15 protein-coding genes and 1 pseudogene are annotated in these 16216 nt (G+C 53.3%); 8 read left to right on the top strand and 8 right to left on the bottom strand.

Annotation, left to right across the window (positions count from 1 at the left end; genetic code table 11):
- Positions 1 to 107: 107 nt before the first annotated feature.
- The 3 genes and pseudogenes from ACR0B3_RS08855 (at position 108) to ACR0B3_RS08845 (ending at position 3456) form a co-directional block, all read left to right on the top strand.
- Positions 108 to 2750, top strand: coding sequence for an AsmA family protein (locus ACR0B3_RS08855; RefSeq protein WP_480808734.1), 2643 nt, complete (start codon positions 108 to 110; stop codon positions 2748 to 2750).
- A 153-nt stretch (positions 2751 to 2903) separates the two neighbouring features.
- A pseudogene (locus ACR0B3_RS08850) lies at positions 2904 to 3126 on the top strand (transposase); the annotation flags it as partial.
- Positions 3115 to 3456 (top strand): 3-methyl-2-oxobutanoate hydroxymethyltransferase, encoded by a 342-nt coding sequence (locus ACR0B3_RS08845; protein WP_480808819.1) that lies wholly within the window; start codon positions 3115 to 3117, stop codon positions 3454 to 3456. The pseudogene ACR0B3_RS08850 and the gene ACR0B3_RS08845, both read left to right, overlap by 12 nt.
- 1068 nt (positions 3457 to 4524) lie before the next feature.
- Here the strand turns inward: ACR0B3_RS08845 and fsa are convergent.
- From fsa to ACR0B3_RS08820, 5 genes are all read right to left on the bottom strand, one after another.
- On the bottom strand, positions 4525 to 5178 hold the full coding sequence (gene fsa, locus ACR0B3_RS08840) for a fructose-6-phosphate aldolase (protein ID WP_480808733.1): 654 nt from the start codon (positions 5176 to 5178) through the stop codon (positions 4525 to 4527).
- A 93-nt stretch (positions 5179 to 5271) separates the two neighbouring features.
- Positions 5272 to 5943, bottom strand: coding sequence for a nucleoside/nucleotide kinase family protein (locus ACR0B3_RS08835; protein ID WP_480808732.1), 672 nt, complete (start codon positions 5941 to 5943; stop codon positions 5272 to 5274).
- Complete coding sequence (locus ACR0B3_RS08830; RefSeq protein WP_480808731.1) at positions 5940 to 6722, bottom strand: ATP-binding cassette domain-containing protein; 783 nt, start codon at positions 6720 to 6722, stop codon at positions 5940 to 5942. The genes ACR0B3_RS08835 and ACR0B3_RS08830 overlap by 4 nt, the downstream gene beginning before the upstream one ends.
- Positions 6722 to 7792, bottom strand: a complete 1071-nt coding sequence (locus ACR0B3_RS08825) for an ABC transporter permease (RefSeq protein WP_480808730.1) — start codon at positions 7790 to 7792, stop codon at positions 6722 to 6724. Before ACR0B3_RS08825 ends, ACR0B3_RS08830 begins: the two co-directional genes overlap by 1 nt.
- Positions 7793 to 7909: 117 nt before the next feature.
- Positions 7910 to 8929, bottom strand: coding sequence for a sugar ABC transporter substrate-binding protein (locus ACR0B3_RS08820; RefSeq protein WP_170710128.1), 1020 nt, complete (start codon positions 8927 to 8929; stop codon positions 7910 to 7912).
- 186 nt (positions 8930 to 9115) lie between these two features.
- On the opposite strand from ACR0B3_RS08820, the gene ACR0B3_RS08815 reads away from it, so the two are divergent.
- The 4 genes from ACR0B3_RS08815 to ACR0B3_RS08800 all read left to right on the top strand — a co-directional run bounded on the left by ACR0B3_RS08815 (position 9116) and on the right by ACR0B3_RS08800 (position 11461).
- Positions 9116 to 10315: an ROK family transcriptional regulator gene (locus ACR0B3_RS08815; protein WP_480808818.1), complete on the top strand. Its 1200-nt coding sequence runs from the start codon at positions 9116 to 9118 to the stop codon at positions 10313 to 10315.
- A gap of 317 nt (positions 10316 to 10632) precedes the next feature.
- Positions 10633 to 10743, top strand: coding sequence for an alanine:cation symporter family protein (locus ACR0B3_RS08810; RefSeq protein WP_480808729.1), 111 nt, complete (start codon positions 10633 to 10635; stop codon positions 10741 to 10743).
- A 154-nt stretch (positions 10744 to 10897) separates the two neighbouring features.
- Complete coding sequence (locus ACR0B3_RS08805; protein ID WP_480808728.1) at positions 10898 to 11035, top strand: hypothetical protein; 138 nt, start codon at positions 10898 to 10900, stop codon at positions 11033 to 11035.
- A gap of 12 nt (positions 11036 to 11047) precedes the next feature.
- Complete coding sequence (locus ACR0B3_RS08800) at positions 11048 to 11461, top strand: peroxiredoxin family protein (protein WP_480808727.1); 414 nt, start codon at positions 11048 to 11050, stop codon at positions 11459 to 11461.
- A 541-nt stretch (positions 11462 to 12002) separates the two neighbouring features.
- Here ACR0B3_RS08800 and ACR0B3_RS08795 read toward each other — a convergent pair.
- Both ACR0B3_RS08795 and ACR0B3_RS08790 read right to left on the bottom strand, forming a co-directional pair.
- Positions 12003 to 12644 carry an alpha/beta fold hydrolase gene (locus ACR0B3_RS08795; RefSeq protein WP_480808726.1) on the bottom strand — a complete coding sequence of 214 codons (642 nt, stop codon included), beginning with the start codon at positions 12642 to 12644 and terminating at the stop codon, positions 12003 to 12005.
- Positions 12641 to 12826, bottom strand: a complete 186-nt coding sequence (locus tag ACR0B3_RS08790; RefSeq protein WP_480808725.1) for an alpha/beta fold hydrolase — start codon at positions 12824 to 12826, stop codon at positions 12641 to 12643. The genes ACR0B3_RS08795 and ACR0B3_RS08790 overlap by 4 nt, the downstream gene beginning before the upstream one ends.
- A 264-nt stretch (positions 12827 to 13090) precedes the next feature.
- On the opposite strand from ACR0B3_RS08790, the gene ACR0B3_RS08785 reads away from it, so the two are divergent.
- The gene (locus ACR0B3_RS08785; RefSeq protein WP_480808724.1) at positions 13091 to 14647 is read left to right on the top strand and encodes a flavin monoamine oxidase family protein; all 1557 of its coding nucleotides are present in this window, start codon (positions 13091 to 13093) and stop codon (positions 14645 to 14647) included.
- Positions 14648 to 14698: 51 nt separating this feature from the next.
- Here ACR0B3_RS08785 and ACR0B3_RS08780 read toward each other — a convergent pair whose 3' ends face one another.
- Positions 14699 to 16048, bottom strand: a complete 1350-nt coding sequence (locus ACR0B3_RS08780; RefSeq protein ID WP_480808723.1) for an MFS transporter — start codon at positions 16046 to 16048, stop codon at positions 14699 to 14701.
- Positions 16049 to 16216: the final 168 nt, after the last annotated feature.

Raw genomic sequence — 16216 nt, 5'->3', positions numbered from 1 at the left:
TCTTTCAGGCGCACCCAGTGCTCAGGACATCCGCAGAGCCGCGTATTCAAGTGTCGCAATTGGAATTGGCCTGGCCACACAGTGTTTCGAAACCAAAGGAGTAGAACGTGCGTTTGATTTTCAAAGGCGTTTTGACTTGCTGCGCGATCGCGTTTGTTGCTGTTTTGGCGGCTTGGCTGTTCCTGTCCTCGGCTTTGTTTTCTTCGCTTAGGACCGGTTTCGTTGAAAACCTGATCTCTGAAAAAATTGGTCAGGATGTCTTGATTGAGGGCGAGGTGCGTTTGGGTCTTGGTCGGAAACTGCAGGTCTCGGCGGCGGGGCTGGTGCTTCCCGGTTCGTCTGGGACTGACATGAATTTGGCGGCCATCGACGCGATTGAGTTCGAAATCTCTGCCCGCGATCTTTGGAACAGCAAGCTGTCGCTCAGCAACCTTGCCATATCGGGTTTTCACCTGAACCTGATCACCGACAAAGACGGAAATGAGAACTGGCAGTCGCTTTCTACGGTGGAAACCGAAAAGCCTGAGAATTCTAAGAATCCCTCTTTCGGCGGAATTCTGGCGGATCGTCGAGTTGACCTGACCGACGTCACCATTCTGTACCAGAACGGCCTGAACGGACTTGATCTGGATCTTCAGCTTAAGGATCTGGTTCTGGCGCGTGATGAGGAAACGAACACCGCGTCTGCCGTTGGGACCGGTTCGCTAAATGGCGAGCCTTTTGATCTGAACGGGACATTCCCCGCGGAAGACCCGTTTCAGATGATGATGGACTTCGAACAGATATCGATTACGGCTGAACAGATCCCCCAAGAGAACGGGTTGCAGGCCAAGGTGACTGTAGAGATTGCAGAACTTGGACAGCTTCTGGACGTACTGAAACTTGATCGCGTTTTGGAAGGGTCGGGCAATGTGGCGGCAACCTTCAAATCGGCTGATGGTATAGCCCGGATCGAAGATCTGAGTGTATGGGCTGAATTGGATGGCGGGCAAAGCCTTTCGCTGACGGGCCAAATCGGAGAGTTGGGGAACCCCGCAGATGTGTCGCTGACAACCCGTATTCGAGTTTACCCCGAAGATGCGGAACCGGCCCCTGCGGCATCTCGCTATGACCTCAAGCTAATTGCGGTTGATATGGTTATGGACAGCGTGCCGGGGCAGGTGCCTCAACGGCAAATGGTCATAAAAACCAACGGGTTCACACTGGACACTGCTGGTGAAGGGCCACCGCCGGTCAAGTTTTCGGAACTTTCCAGAACGGCGGACGGTGCTTTGCGGGTCGGAAACATTAATCTGCGGATCGGGAACCCGGCTGATCCATTTGTCATTCTGAATGGATCAGTTGATGACGCGCTGCAATTGCAAGGCGTATCAGCTGAAGGTCTGATGGATATTCCAGCTAGCAGCTTGATCTCCCCCGAACTCATGGGGCCAGACGATCAGCTTGGTCGGTTTTCGGGCGACTTTCATTTGAACGGGGACATCAATCAACTTTCACTGACCAACCTTGATGGCAAGACGAGCGAAACGGATGTCTGGTCCCTTGAGGTGCACGGCACGGTCGAGAATGTCCTCAATTTCGAAAACCTGAATCTGGCAATAGATGTTGACGTTCCGTCCGGTGCAGAACTGATGGCCGCATTGTCGCTGGACCCAGTTGAAACGGGGCGGGCGCGCTTTGGGATCAATTTGGAGAGTGAAGGCACCGATTGGAATGCAAACGCCAATGTCGAACTCGCCGAGTCCGTACTGCTCATAAAGGCCGATCTTGATGATGCGACAAGCGATCCTGTGCTGCGGGGCACGATTGAAAGTGACCTGATTAAGATCAATCAACTTCGTGATATCGTTCAGGCCGCAGCGCAATTGAGAAAGCTTGGCGGCTTAGAGGACAATGTCGAAGACGCCAGTGGCGAGGCCGATGAACCCGGCGCATTGAGGGATGTGACGCTGAAACCCATTGGGCGTTCCATTCTTCTGTCGGGTATTGATGTCGATGTTGATATTGACCTTCGGCATATCGAAGGCGCCAAAGGTATCAGCAGCTTACACAGTGAACTGACACTCAACGACGATGAGTTGCGTGCAGGTCCGCTGGCATTTGAATATGGTGGGGCCCAGTTTGAATTGAGCGGGCAGATGGATCTCTCTGATGAGGAGCATCTGCTGACTCTTTCCGGCAAGGCCGGTGGTTGGCAGTTGGACGACATCCTTCACAACCTGAACTTCAAAAAGAGTGCAAGTGGAACGATCTATGCGGATTTTTCGGTGACCGGAGGAACCGATTCCGCCAAACACTTTGCCAGTACCATGAGTGGCAGTGCCACGGTTTCTATGCGTGACGGGTCAATCGAAACGCAGTTGTTGGATCTGGCGGGGCTGGGCGTTTTGCCCTGGGTTTTTTCCAAGGAAAAGCAGAAGGTGGCGCCAATCGTATGTATGCGGGCACCCCTTAGCATTTCCAACGGCAACATTACGACCAAGCAAACCACGTTGGAAACGGATCAGGTGCAGGTTGTCGTCTTTGGCGGTGTTAACATAGCCGACAAGGCCTTGGACCTGAACCTGCAACCGCGCAAGATCGGTAAGCCGCTTTCGCGCAGCCCGTGGCCGGTCACGTTAAAAGGCCCTATGACTAAGCCGAACGTCAAAGTAAAGGAAGGGCCAAAACGGCTCAAGCGTTCGGACGGTGCGGATCAAATGCCGGCACAGCGAAAGCTGTGCATTCCGGATATCCTGCAATTAAAGTAGCATTGCGGTCGCAACGTCAGCTGGGAGAGGACGCGGTCGAAATCACACGATTTCCACAAATTGCCTAAGGTTTTGTACCCAAAAAATTTGTTGCCGCTGTCCCGGTCGCATACTGCGAAACTCTGAGATTCAGAGGTGTATCACAAACAATCTATTCTGGTAGATTTACGAACAGATGAAGCTCTCCAGCCTTACTTTCCGAAGAGCCATGGCAAGCCCAGGGTCGACAACCGACGTGTTCTGAGTGAGATTATTTTATCAATTGCAATGGGTTGCGGTGGTCCGACGACCATCGTGAATGTGGGCACCCAAAGACGCTTGCAACCGTTGTAAGCGGTGGAGCAATAAGGGTGTGTTTGCGGCCATGAAGGATGGTGCCGACAGCATCTACACGGCAAGAGGGCCGCACATTGTTGAACTTTTGGCGCGCGAAGATATCCCCGTGATGTGTCATCTTGGCCTACTTCCTCGCAAATCCACTTGGCGGGGCGGCCTGCGTGCCGCTGGTGAAACAGCAGACGAGGCTATCGCGCTTTGGAATGCGTTCCGCACAATGGAAGATGCCGGAACCTTTTCGGTAGAGGCTGAAGTTATCTGTGACCGAGTAATGGCTGAGATTTCCGCCCGCACATCTCTGATTACACCCTCGCTCGGATCGGGCCCCAGTGCAGACATTATCTATCTTTTTCAAAATGACATATGCTGAGAGCAACCCGAAAGCCCGCGCCATGCACGCGCCTTTGGCGATCTCGATTCACTATATGAACAGATAAAACACCACCGCCGAGTTGCACTTTCGGCGTTCAGGAAATCTGCTGAAGAGGAACAATTTCCAGGCCCAGCGAATGCGCAAACATCTCAGACGCGGAGTTTGCAAGTTTGATTGCACGACTAAAACACCTATTTGAATAAGGAAAGTTGCACCCAGAACCACATTTTAAGAACCGGAATTCTCACCCAACGATGACCGATGTACGTTAGTCTCCATTCGCGACGGGTAGCAAAGCATCTTGTAATCGCAGTGCAAGTACCTTTCCCGCCCGACCAGCAGGGCGTTGTCGTCGCAACCCGCCAGCAGCTGTCGTTCGAGCAACCGCAGCGAACTCGGACTTTGTCCGCTCCTCGATGTTCAGACCCGTTTGCGGCAAAAGTGAGGTTTGAACTTTGCGGGATTTTGCGCCGATGAATGACCGCAAACGAGGAATCCTCTGCGATGCTACAAATGGCGTGCCGCACCTGCGAGAGGTTTCTGCGTCAGCAAGGGCGGCGTGTGCAAAAGTCGGCTCCGTCCCGCAAAGTAGACGTTCAAGCAAGTCGCAACAAACGACCGCAATTCGGACACCGCTGCTGCCAAAGTTGTCCAGCAGAACGTCCGTTTTGTGCACTTTGTGACCGAGGCAACAAACACGGCGGACCTAAATCTGTTATTCGCTAGTGATGCCAAAAGTAATTGGCAAGGGAGTGATGTGAACGTTCACGGGAAGATGACTCTATGAAATGAAAGCTCCCGGCTGCCAAGACCAAATCGGACTTTCGCCGCGACCGCGCCAATGGCTCTAGTCATTTCCCTAATATTGGCCTTAGATTGGTCTGCTGTTGTCTCGGTGTTCATGCCGCCAATAATAAGGAGCTCCGACGGTTTTCCGCAAAGCTCGACGTCCTTGGCAAAGCAGAAAGATTCTCCTTGAGTTCTTATTTCTCGAAATGCCGCAGTACCGCCAAGAGGTAAATCAGTTGGGACAGGTCGTTCCTGCCCAGTCAAGTTGGCAATCCATCAAAGGATCGATTGCCCAGTCGATTTCCAGTCATTGAGAAACTTCCCGATGCCGATATCGGTCAATGGATGCATGACCAATCTCCGGATAACGGATGGGGGGATTGTGGCTATATCTGATCCAGCCAAGGCCGCTTTTGTAATATGATTGGGGCTTCTGATGGATGCCGCAATGATCTCAGTTTCAATGCCATAGTTATCGTAAATGCTACGGATATCACGGATCAGATCAGCTCCGTCCAGATTTATGTCATCTAATCTGCCAATGAAAGGAGATACATAGGTAGCGCCGGCCTTTGCCGCCAATATAGCCTGATTGGGTGAAAAGCAGAGTGTGACATTTGTTCTGATACCTTCTCTTTTGAAATGAGCACAGGCCCTGAGGCCATCCAATGTCAGCGGCAGTTTGACAACGACGTTGTCTGCGATTGCCGCCAGGTGCTCGCCCTCTGCGATCATCCCCGTGGTATCCAGGGCTGCAACCTCTGCCGACACGGGTGTATCTGTCAGGGTGCAAATTTCGGCGATAACTTCTTTGAAATCGCGGCCAGACTTGGCAATCAGGCTTGGATTGGTGGTGACACCATCTAGCAATCCAAAGCCTATGAGGTCTTTGATTTCGTCTACTTCTGCGGTGTCCACGAAGAATTTCATGAGCTTTCCTCATCGATTATGGGGTGGATTTGGTTGCACCTGAACCCGCCCGGAGTAGCTGCTTTGGCGGATGGGTGTATCCAAAGCACGGCTTCAGAACGCGTAGCGCATCCCGAATTCGGTGTAGTTCTGGCTCAGTGTGAGATCCGCTTTCCTGCTATCACGGATGATGCGTTCCGCGTTGGGCAGATCGTTCGTTCTCGCACGTTGCAGCGCGGTTTGCGGGTCAAAGCTATGCTTGATCCAGCGATGCTGTAGCCGGTTTTCGAGTTCTTCCAATGTGGGGCAGACAAAAACCGTTGCGGCGTAAACATCTGCCAGCGTCCTCCACGGGTCGCTATTCATCAAAAGGTAGTTCCCTTCTACGACCAAAGTCTGAGTTTCCGGGTGAACGGCAATCGCATTCGCTATGGCCAAGTCCATTTGGCGGTCGAATTTAGGATGAAAGGACTCATACTGCGCGGATTGCAGCCCTCTGATTGCAGCGCAGAACCCAACTGCATCGAAGGTTTCCGGCGCGCCCTTTCGGGACAGCAAGCCTCGCGTTTCCAACACGCGATTGTCCAAATGATAACCGTCCATGGGTACTAACGTGGCTAAAGGAATCGCAGAGCTTTGTTGCGCATTCAGCGATTGCACGACGGTTTCTGCCAAAGTCGACTTTCCGGATGCAGGGGGGCCGGCGATTGCGACAATCGCCCGAACCCCAACCTGCCTCCGAGAGAAGATCAGCTCGCAAACCCGTTCCGCATCCTGTTTGATCACGCTGCGTCCTCTTTTGGGGGTTCTTTGGCGCCGGTCATGAAGGCCACCGCGTCGGACATCGTATAGTCCTTTGGATCAATCGTACAAAGACGTTTGCCCAGCCGATGCACATGGATGCGATCAGCGACTTCGAAGACATGCGGCATGTTGTGGCTGATCAGAATGATCGGAATACCACGCGCCCGCACGTCCTGGATCAGCTCAAGTACCTTGCGGCTTTCCTTTACGCCCAAAGCAGCCGTCGGTTCGTCCATGATGATAAACTTGGTTGCAAACGCAGCAGCACGAGCGACCGCAACACCTTGGCGTTGGCCACCAGAGAGAGTTTCAACCGCCTGATTGATCGACTGCACAGTCATCAGCCCAAGCTCGGTCAGTTTTTCACGGGCGAACTTCTCCATCGCTGGACGATCAAGTTTACGCATGTATTTGCCCATGAAACCCTGTTTGCGGATCTCGCGCCCCATGAACATGTTGTCTGCAATTGATAAGGCAGGAGACATGGCGAGCTGCTGATAGACGATCTCGATACCCATGTTCCGGGCGTCGATTGGAGAGGTGAAATTGACCTTTTTTCCTTCGATCAGGATCTCGCCCTCATCCGGGATTGTTGCCCCGCAGATCGCCTTGACGATGGACGATTTGCCTGCGCCGTTGTCTCCGATCACCGCCAGGATTTCCCCCTGGCGCAGTTCAAAGTCGGAATGGTCGATGGCGGTAACGTGGCCATAGCGCTTTACGATCCCGCGACCCTGGACGACTGGAGTTGTGTCTGACATTAGCCCGATACCTTTCTGATCCACTGGTCGACTGCGACCGCTGCGATGATGAGAAGCCCGATAAGCAGGAAGGTCCACTGTGCGTCCGCTCCCAGAAGCCTGAGACCCAGAGTAAAGACGCCGACGATCAGTGCCCCAAATAGGGACCCCAGAATGGAGCCACGCCCACCGAACAGTGAGATACCGCCAATCACGACCGCAGTGATGCTTTCGATATTGGCCAATTGACCGGATGTAGGTGAAACCGACCCGATGCGCCCGATCAGGGCCCAGCCTGCAAAGGCACAGATTAGTCCAGACAACATGTAAACCGACATCAGCGTTCTGTGGACGTTCACACCGGATAGTTCGGCGGCCTCGGGGTCATCCCCCACCGCATAGACATGACGGCCCCAGGCCGTGTGTTTGAGCGCGTAAGCCAGCACGAAAATCAGAACGAGCATGAATATCACGCCGACCGTAAAGGTCGCGCCACCAACGCTGAATTTCGTGCCAAAGAACTGCAGGAACGGGGCGTTGGCCTCGATATCCTGACTGCGGATTGTTTCGTTGGCGGAATACAGGAAGTTTGTCGCCAGAACGATCTGCCACATGCCGAGCGTTACAATAAAGGGCGGCAGCTTGACGCGGCTGACCAGCCAGCCGTTGAGAGCCCCGATCAGCGTTCCCATCGCCAGTCCACACATGACCGCAACAGGTACGGGGATGCCGTATCGAAAGGTGAATTGACCCATGATAACGGATGAAAACACCATGATCGCTCCGACGCTTAAGTCGATGCCGGCGGTCAGAATGACAAGGCTTTGCGCTGCGGCCACGATGCCCACGATCTGAACCTGCTGCAGGATCAGCGTCATCGCAAAGGGGGAGAAGAATTTGGACCCCAGCAGCAAGCCGAAAATTACGATCGCGCCAACCAAAACGATCAGTGGCACAAAGGATGGATTGACGTGGAGAAGATGCTGCAACTTCCCCAGAACACCACGCCGGTGATCTTCAAACTCCGCAACGGTTTCTGACGCGTTGGCGGCAGCTTCGAATTCCTGGGCGTTTTGGTTTGCTTCAGACATATCTCCCCCTTTTCGTGGCTGGCATCGCGTCCACGAATTTAGTTTACAGGAAGTTTCGGTTTGTTGGTGAAAGGATTGATGAGGCGCTGCGGCGCGCCTCACCTAAATGGGCTGCATTTAGCCCCAGCAGAGATTCAGGCCTTCTGCGACCGAAAGCGATTCAACCCCATCAACCGGTTGGTCGGTGATGAGCGCGACGCCTGTGTCATAGAAGTCTTTACCGGGTGTGTTTTCAGGCTTCACGCCCTCTTCGGCCCATTTCTTCACGGCCTCAACACCAAGCGAGGCCATCAACAGCGGATACTGCTGGCTTGTTGCACCGATCACACCGGCCTCGACGTTTTGGACACCGGGGCACCCGCCGTCGACCGAAACGATTAGTACGTCGTTTTCACGCCCGATGGATTTCAACGCCTCATATGCGCCAGCAGCGGCCGGTTCATTGATCGTGTGAACAACGTTGATGGATGAATCCTTGGCTAGAAGGTTTTCCATGGCGCGGCGGCCGCCTTCTTCGTTGCCGTCGGTCACGTCACTGCCGACCAGACGCGCATCAGTTTCGTCACCGATGACGTTCGGGTCCGCCAGGTCCACGCCGAACCCGTCGAGGAAACCCTGATTGCGCAGGACGTCGACTGTCGGCTGGCTGACGTTCAGATCCAGAGTCGCGATCTTGGCATCGGCTGCGGCATCGCCCATTTTGGCTTTGGCCCATTGACCGATCAGCAGACCCGCCTTGTAATTGTCTGTCGCGAATGTCGCATCCGCCGAGTCAATCGGGCTAAGTGGCGTGTCCAGCGCAATGACCAAAAGCCCCGCATCCCGCGCCTGTTTGACCGCAGGAACGATCGAACTGGTATCGGATGCTGTCAGCAGAATGCCTTTTGCGCCATCAAGAATGCAGGTTTCAATGGCCTGGACCTGAGTTTCATGATCTCCATCAACCTTGCCAGCAAACGCCTTGAGCGTCATGCCCAGCTCTTCTGCCTTGGCGGTCGCGCCCTCCTTCATCTTGACAAAGAAGGGGTTGGTGTCGGTCTTGGTGATCAGGCAGACGGTTTCACCAGCCGCTTGTGCGGATGCGGCGGCCAAAGTCAGCGCAGTCGCGGATGCGGCGAGCTTGAGTAGATTTCTCATATTGTCCTCCCAGAAAAATGTTGTTGCCCTGCGCGGAATAACGCCAGGACGCACCTCCATCCTCCAATGAAGGTCCTATTCAAGAAACTGTGATTCTAGCCTCTGTGTCAATAAATAAATAAAGTTTATTTATTAATTTACCCACACATCTTTTCATAAGAAAACAAGGTGTTTATGTTTGGTGTCATGGAAAGAGAGGCGTTGAAAATACTAACCGGCGGGGTAAGCCAAAGCGGTGTTCGCGACCACAACGAACGCCTGATTTTGACAGTTTTACAACGGCATGGGCCTGCTGCAGGGGCTGATGTTGCACGGCTGACAGGCCTGTCACCACAGACCGTGTCGATCATTCTGCGTAAGCTCGAAAAGGACGAGATTCTCAAACGTGGGACGCCTTTAAGAGGCAAGGTAGGGAAACCTTCGATCCCCATGCAACTCAATCCCGAAGGCATCCTGTCGGTGGGAATGAAGATCGGTCGCCGCAGCGCCGATCTTCTTTTGATCGACTTCACCGGTAAGCCGCGCCATCAGCTCTCGACGACTTATGACTACCCGCTGCCCGAAGCAGTATTCGGGTTTTTGGAGGAAGGATTGGAAGAGCTTCTGGCCAATGAACCCCAGAAGCTTCGCGACCGTGTATGCGGGATCGGAATCGGAACACCGTTCGAGCTGTGGAAGTGGCACGACCTGTCTGGGCTTGCGGCCCAAAAATTCAGATCCTGGAGAAACGTGAACTTTTTTTCCGAAGTCGCCAAATTCAGTGACCTTCCGGTTTTTGTCGTCAATGACGCGACAGCCGCGTGTCACGCCGAACATCTTTATGGCCGCGGGTCCGAGTATCGAGACTATTTCTATTTCTTCATCGGCTCAATGATTGGCGGAGGCGTCGCGTTGAACGGTACCGTATTTGAGGGCAACCAAGGCAATGCCGGTGCATTAGGTGCGATGCGAACAACGGGCCCTTTGGGTGAAAGTCAGCAACTGATCGACACTGCCTCGCTGTTTCTGCTGGAGGACCGGCTGATCGAAGCGGGCGTCGAACCAGGTATACTGTGGAAGAAGCCGCAAGATTGGAGCAGTATTTCTCGCTACGTCGAACCATGGATCGGTACCACAGCACAGGAATTGGCCAAGGCCGCACTATCCATTTGCGCGGTTATCGACTTTGAGGCGATTTTCATTGATGGTGCATTCCCGCCTGAAATACGGGAAGAGTTGGTCTCACGGGTTCGGCGTTACCTCCTCAACCAAGACAAACGCGGTTTGATTCCCCCAGTTGTAGAAGCTGCAGATGTCGGGGAAAACGCCCGAGGTATTGGTGCGGCGAGCAGCCCAATTTTCCGCCAGTTTCTATTGAACACCAATGCTGGGCTTTCTGGAATGTAGCCTAAGCTCATAGGGTCCAAGTCTTAATCAATCAAGAACCGCTATTACTCAAATTGGAGGCCTTACAACAGCCACTCTGACGCAGCTGCAGGTAGCATCAAAATTGGTAACTGTGGACTGCTTTAGGCCACCTCGAAAGCGGCCAACGTCGACTTTCTGTGCATTGGTGACATTGGGGCATCGCGCAGCATAGGTTAAATTGGGCCCGGCGCTGCCATTTTCTGCGATGAGCATGATTGACTGCTCGCAGCCCAAACCGGACATTTCAAACTAGACTTTGCAAATCCCCAGATGCGGACAAAGCAACCGCTAATCAAATGGCAACCAGCTTGGTCGAATGCTCGCTGGCACAGCTATACAAGCTCCGTCAGGAAAATGGCGATTTCCGCGGTGGGCCTGCACGCTCTTTCATCCTTGGTCTGGGTTAGCAGTACCGTTGGCTGGCCATTGTTTATGCGGAAGTGAACCCCGATTACACCCGCCGTCCAGAACCTGCGGACCTGTTTCCTGTTCTCGACAGTCTGGCAGCAACAACCACCGCCTAAATTGGTCGCACGTCTGGCGCTCTACGGTGCCATCACCATGCAATGGTACATCCACATCTTTTCGAACTATGGCCGCAAGCCAAGCGCCGCCATCGTTAAAGGTGAAGCGCTGCCCGAACTGCCGCTGCAACGTTTGGATGATACCAACACGACATCCGCGACCTACGCGGGGTAAAAGACGCTGCTGGTGTTCTTCCGAGCCTATTGGTGGCCATTCTGCATGAACCAGCTCAAAGAGGTTAAAGCAAAGGCTGATCAACTGGCGAAGACAGGTGTGAAGATTAAGTTCATCTCAAATCAGGGTATCAAGAATTCTACGAAGCTCGCCAAGGACTTGGACCTGCCTACGCATTTCGAGATTTTCCAAGACAACGATCTGGCCGCAGCTAAGATCTTGGGTATTGAGGACTTTGGTGGCGCTCCTTCCGGTATGCCGGGCTACCCCATCGATACTGTCAAAGCGACTGTTATTGCACTTGATGAAGACGGCAATGTGATCTTCGGTGATCAGACGGACAACTACCGCATTCGCCCTCATCCCGATACTTTCCTACATGTCTTTGAACCGCGAGGCAGCGTTCGGGCCTTTTCAGCAGCGTAATTGTCACAATGTGTCGAAACCAAGTACCGCGCGCTCGTGCGGTACTTCAATCGTCCTCGACGACCCGAAGAAATGGTCCGTATTGGCAGAGGTTCCCCCAACTTGCAGCATTGGTCAAAGAGGGTTTTATACTGACGGTGGCGCGATCGAGGCGTCTCTTTGACTGCCCCACTTCGCTCAGTTGTGGTCGGCCAATGCGGACATTGGCCATCGGGTGGTATTGCTTCGGTCGCAGCCCGGATAGCCGCTATTCGCTGCACCCGTTTGGTTTCGTTAGTGACCAATATCTCAAGTGCGGAAAAAAATCTTCGAATTGCTACCGAGCGGCATTGCTGCAGAAAAACGTCACAAAATACAGGACGCAAAAACTGCAAAAAAGCGTTTTAGACGAATCTGTCCCGCCATTAGCGGAAGCTCGCGGATTTGCCAGCCTTTGAAGTTTAACCTCACCGAACCAACCATGCGCTACGCCGACCATATTGATATCACGTCCTAGGTGCAGACTGCAGAACTGGCCGGACCTTTTCTCTCGCTCAACGCTTTAGACAAATTTATTTTCTTTATCGCCTGAGCGCTGAGTTGTGCGCTCGATCAGGTCAGATACCTGTTTCGGCGTTTCGATCGATGAAGAATGACCCGCACCTTTGAAAATGGCCAACTCTGAGGTCTCGATAGCACGGTGTATGCGTTCAGCCTTCTCTGGAATCGTAGCAACGTCTTCGTCCCCAACTCCTACGCCAACGGGAATCGTGATCTTGTCAAGAAGATCCATACAGTCTTTGCGTTCAATCACCCCTTTGACCGCGCGCGTAATCCCGATCCGATCATTGCTCACAATGGCTCTGGACCATCTCTCCTTTTCGTTCATTCGTGCTGGATCATGTAGGAACGTGTTTCCGAACAGGATCGGCATAACCCTTCCTATCACGGCCCACAGTCCGATCCAGCGCGCCACAAAGTTGAGCATACGATACTTCGGGGCATTTTGGGGATCTTCCGGGTCAGCGCTGGTCTCAAGCAGTGTAAGCGATTTCAATAGGCCTGGCTCCTCGGCCGCCAACCTCATTCCAACAAATCCGCCCATGCTCAGGCCCACAAAATGACAGGGTACGGTGTTAAGTCTCTTAATAAGAGCCGCGGTATCTGCGGTCAGTGTGTCAATGTCATAGCCATGACCGGTCACACCGCTTTGTCCTTGCCCCCTGTGATCACGCGTGATGCAGCGAAACCATTTCTAAAGTGTTTAACCTGACTCTCGAACATGGCCCCGCTGAACAATAAGCCGTGGGAGAATATGATCGGTTCGCCATCACCTCCTGTGTCTTCGAAGTGGATTGTTGCTCCATTCAGCTCGACCTTCGGCATGTGGTTCCCCCCAAATTCAGATGGTCTCAATCTAGCACGGGTCTGTTGCGAATGAACTTAGCGCTTCCATGCAGCAGCAAGAGCACTTGCGGTTTTTCAATCTGTTGACCACAGGCAGCACTAAGTTAGCTATCAATGACGGCCCTGCCGGGTGACAAGCCGGTTGCTAGAATCAGCAATCTGGCCAAAATTAAATCATTAAACTGAGCGTTTCCGAACCGCGAACTTACAGTTCTTTGCCTTTAATCAACCTGAGAAGACGCAATGCCGACACGTCGAATTTTTCTAAGCCAAGTTGGAGCTGCCGGAGCGTTTACGCTGGCGTCTCCTGCACTTCGTGCGCAGACGGGAACAACCGATCTGGACGTCGCAATCGTGGGCGGAGGCGTGGCCGGACTGTTTTGTTCGATGCGGTTAAGCGAGACGCACGGATCACGCGTGGGTGTTTTTGAAGCGACGGACAGGGTCGGAGGGCGCCTTCTTTCTCTACATTTCCCGAACCTAGAAACCCAGACTGCCGAAATCGGCGGAATGCGGTTGCGCCACACCGACAAACACGCGATCAAAGTCGTCGATGAAATGGTTGGGCGCGAGAAATTGCAGGATTTTGCGTACCCGATCACGGGCTATTACCTTCGTGGTCAGCATTTCTCGGAACTTTCTGAAGCCACGGGCCTTCCTTACAGGTTGAATGAACGGGAACGAGCGGTCATCGCAGGTGGAGATGACCTTCTGACGCACGTGATTAACGATCTAAATAAGATGGTTGCAGAAGGCGCTCTGTCTTTGAGAGACTCCGGGTTGTGGGAGCTCTTGCTTCAACAGCGAAGCCGCGAGACCTATAATTTCATGCGCGATGTGCTGGGCTATAACTCTCCCTTATCCAATTGGGACAGCAAAACCGCGATCAGTTGGTTCGAACGTGATTTTGCTTACAAAACCAAATACCTCAAACTGGATGGTGGTCTTGAACAAATCCCCAAAGCGGTTGCCACAGCCTGCATGTTGAACGGTGGGAAGGTTCATCTAAAACACAAACTGATCGATCTCAGGCGTCGACCGGATTCAGGCTTTGATCTGATCTTCCAGACAGATACCGGACAGACAATAGTGTCGGCTGCGCGTGTGATCCTGGCGATTCCTCCGAGTGCTTTTCCCACACTGATCAACACCCAGTTGTTCTCAGGCAATGCCCGTTTTGCACGCGCAGTGAATAGTGTTCACAAGGTGCCATTAGCCAAAGTGCATCTCGCATTTGATCAGGATTGGTGGACGCCCCGAAACCTGTCTGTTGGTCGCGTCATAACAGACCTACCGGCACGGCAGATTTATCGCTGGGGCGTAGACGATATGTCAGGCCACGCTTTGTTGATGGCGAGCTACCATGACGGAGAAATGATCGAGTATTGGGAGGCTCTATCCGAAGGGTCGACTTTTGGTGCGCTTGACTGGATAGAACAGGCGACCGGACCCGACGGAGACCCTATCGCCCCATCAATGCGCAAGCTTCTGCCAGCTTCCGACCGACTTGTGAAAGAAGTTTGGAGCCAAGTCCGCAAGTCCCACAATCTGAGTGACGACTTGCCCGAACCCGTCGCGGCAACCTACCAGAATTGGGGCCGCGAACCTTGGGGCGCTGCCTATCATTTGTGGGGAATTGGGGCGAACCCAAAAGACATCATCGCCTACATGCAAGAGCCGGTCCCAGGCGTTCACATTTGCAATGAAGCGTGGTCGGTATCCCAGGGCTGGACGAATGGAGCCATGCAGTCGGCAGACAGCTTGCTAGTCGCGAAATTCGAAAAAGAGCCCTTTGTGTGAAGCAACTCATGCGGCTTTTATGCAGCTCATTTGCAACTCAGATTGAGCAGCCTAGTGCCCCGGCTCCCGCGTATCAATCGCGAAGTAGGAGTAGATGAGAACCATCAGAGACACGAAGGTAGCCAGCCAAAATACCGCTGCATGTGACGACGTCATCGCTAGTATAGTGCTGCACAACGCCATGCCGACGGTTCCCCCAATCAATTGGCTTGTAAGCACAATCCCGCCCGCCTGTCCCTGCATTTGGGGAGTGACCGACATCGTGACAGCGCGCTGAGACGGAACAAACATCAGCGAGACGGCAACGCCGAACAAAGTAAAGCCAATAAATACAATGGCCGTTGTTTTGATCATCATTCCCGCCCCAACTAGGCTGAGACCAATGGTGATGAGCACCAATCCGACAAGTGCAGGCCAACGGGTTCCGCGCTCATCAGAAAGTTTGCCGGCAATTGGCGCAACGAAGGTTGTTGGAACGACAGCGGGCAGCAAAGCCATCCCGGCCCAGAACGGCCCCCAGCCCTCGACCGTTTGCAGGTACATCGACCCAAATACGAAGGTTGCAATCTTGGCATATTGGGCGACTCCGACGATCAGGTTGGAGGCCGTGAAGGTCGGATTTCTAAAGAGAGCGACCGCGACAAGCGGGTCCTTTCGCCGGTTCTCAGCAAATACGAAAACCGCAAGCGCAAGAACGCCAATGACCAGGGAGGCGAGTACGTTGCCTTTTTGCCAACCAACGTCAGGTCCCTGCATTATTCCATAGACCAAAAGCGAGAGCCCGAACACCAACAGCACCATACCTGTCAAATCGAAACGCTCTTTGATGTGTCTTGGAGGATCGCGCCAAAACCGCCAGACAACAAAAGCGACGCAAGTGACGACCACGGGATTGATCCAAAAGATCCACCGCCAGGAGAGACCAGAAGTCAGTGCACCGCCGACCAATGGTCCGGCAGCCAAGAAACATGTACCGATCGCACCGTAGATACCCAGAGCTTTGCCGCGCTCAGCGCCATCAAATGACAAGGCTATCAACGTCAGAGACAATGGGAAAATTGCGGCGGCGCCAACGCCCTGAATACCGCGCGCTATAAGCAGCGTAAGCCCGTTTGAAGCAAATCCTGAAGCAACTGATGCCACTCCGAAAACGAAGAGTCCTGCGGTCAGAAGAACCCGAATTCCGACTATGTCCCCTATTCGACCCGTTGCGGCCGCCAAACAAGCCAATGTCAGAAGATAAATATTGACCACCCAATGTGCAGATATCTCTGAAAGCCTTAGTTCTTCGCGTATTGTTGGAAGCGCGACGCCAACCGCTGTTTCGTCCAACAATATGACTCCAAGGATTGCGCCCATCGCACTCAGAAGCCACCAGCGATCATTGTTGGTAGTACTCAAAACAAATCGCTCCTACAAAACTCTGCGATACGCACCGGTCGGTCTAGAGTAATCATAATACATGATCGAAGGGATTGCGTCGCAAACCTTTTGGCAACTCATAGATTGCTTTCGTCTGGTACAAGTTCCTTTCGGGAAAACGTTTGGAAGCAAGAACGCCTGGCAACG

This window comes from Ruegeria sp. CE9, assembly GCF_056537425.1.
The sequence above is the reverse complement of the archived record's forward strand: the minus strand, read 5'-3'. Positions and strand labels throughout refer to the sequence as shown.

Bases quoted from the DNA above. Each gene is read 5' to 3' on its own strand.
- ACR0B3_RS08790 (WP_480808725.1), bottom strand. From the start codon at position 12,826: ATGCCGAAGGTCGAGCTGAATGGAGCAACAATCCACTTCGAAGACACA.
- ACR0B3_RS08810 (WP_480808729.1), top strand. From the start codon at position 10,633: ATGGCAACCAGCTTGGTCGAATGCTCGCTGGCACAGCTATACAAGCTC.
- ACR0B3_RS08830 (WP_480808731.1), bottom strand. From the start codon at position 6,722: ATGTCAGACACAACTCCAGTCGTCCAGGGTCGCGGGATCGTAAAGCGC.
- ACR0B3_RS08845 (WP_480808819.1), top strand. From the start codon at position 3,115: ATGAAGGATGGTGCCGACAGCATCTACACGGCAAGAGGGCCGCACATT.
- ACR0B3_RS08815 (WP_480808818.1), top strand. From the start codon at position 9,116: ATGGAAAGAGAGGCGTTGAAAATACTAACCGGCGGGGTAAGCCAAAGC.
- ACR0B3_RS08805 (WP_480808728.1), top strand. From the start codon at position 10,898: ATGCAATGGTACATCCACATCTTTTCGAACTATGGCCGCAAGCCAAGC.
- fsa (WP_480808733.1), bottom strand. From the start codon at position 5,178: ATGAAATTCTTCGTGGACACCGCAGAAGTAGACGAAATCAAAGACCTC.
- ACR0B3_RS08825 (WP_480808730.1), bottom strand. From the start codon at position 7,792: ATGTCTGAAGCAAACCAAAACGCCCAGGAATTCGAAGCTGCCGCCAAC.
- ACR0B3_RS08820 (WP_170710128.1), bottom strand. From the start codon at position 8,929: ATGAGAAATCTACTCAAGCTCGCCGCATCCGCGACTGCGCTGACTTTG.
- ACR0B3_RS08785 (WP_480808724.1), top strand. From the start codon at position 13,091: ATGCCGACACGTCGAATTTTTCTAAGCCAAGTTGGAGCTGCCGGAGCG.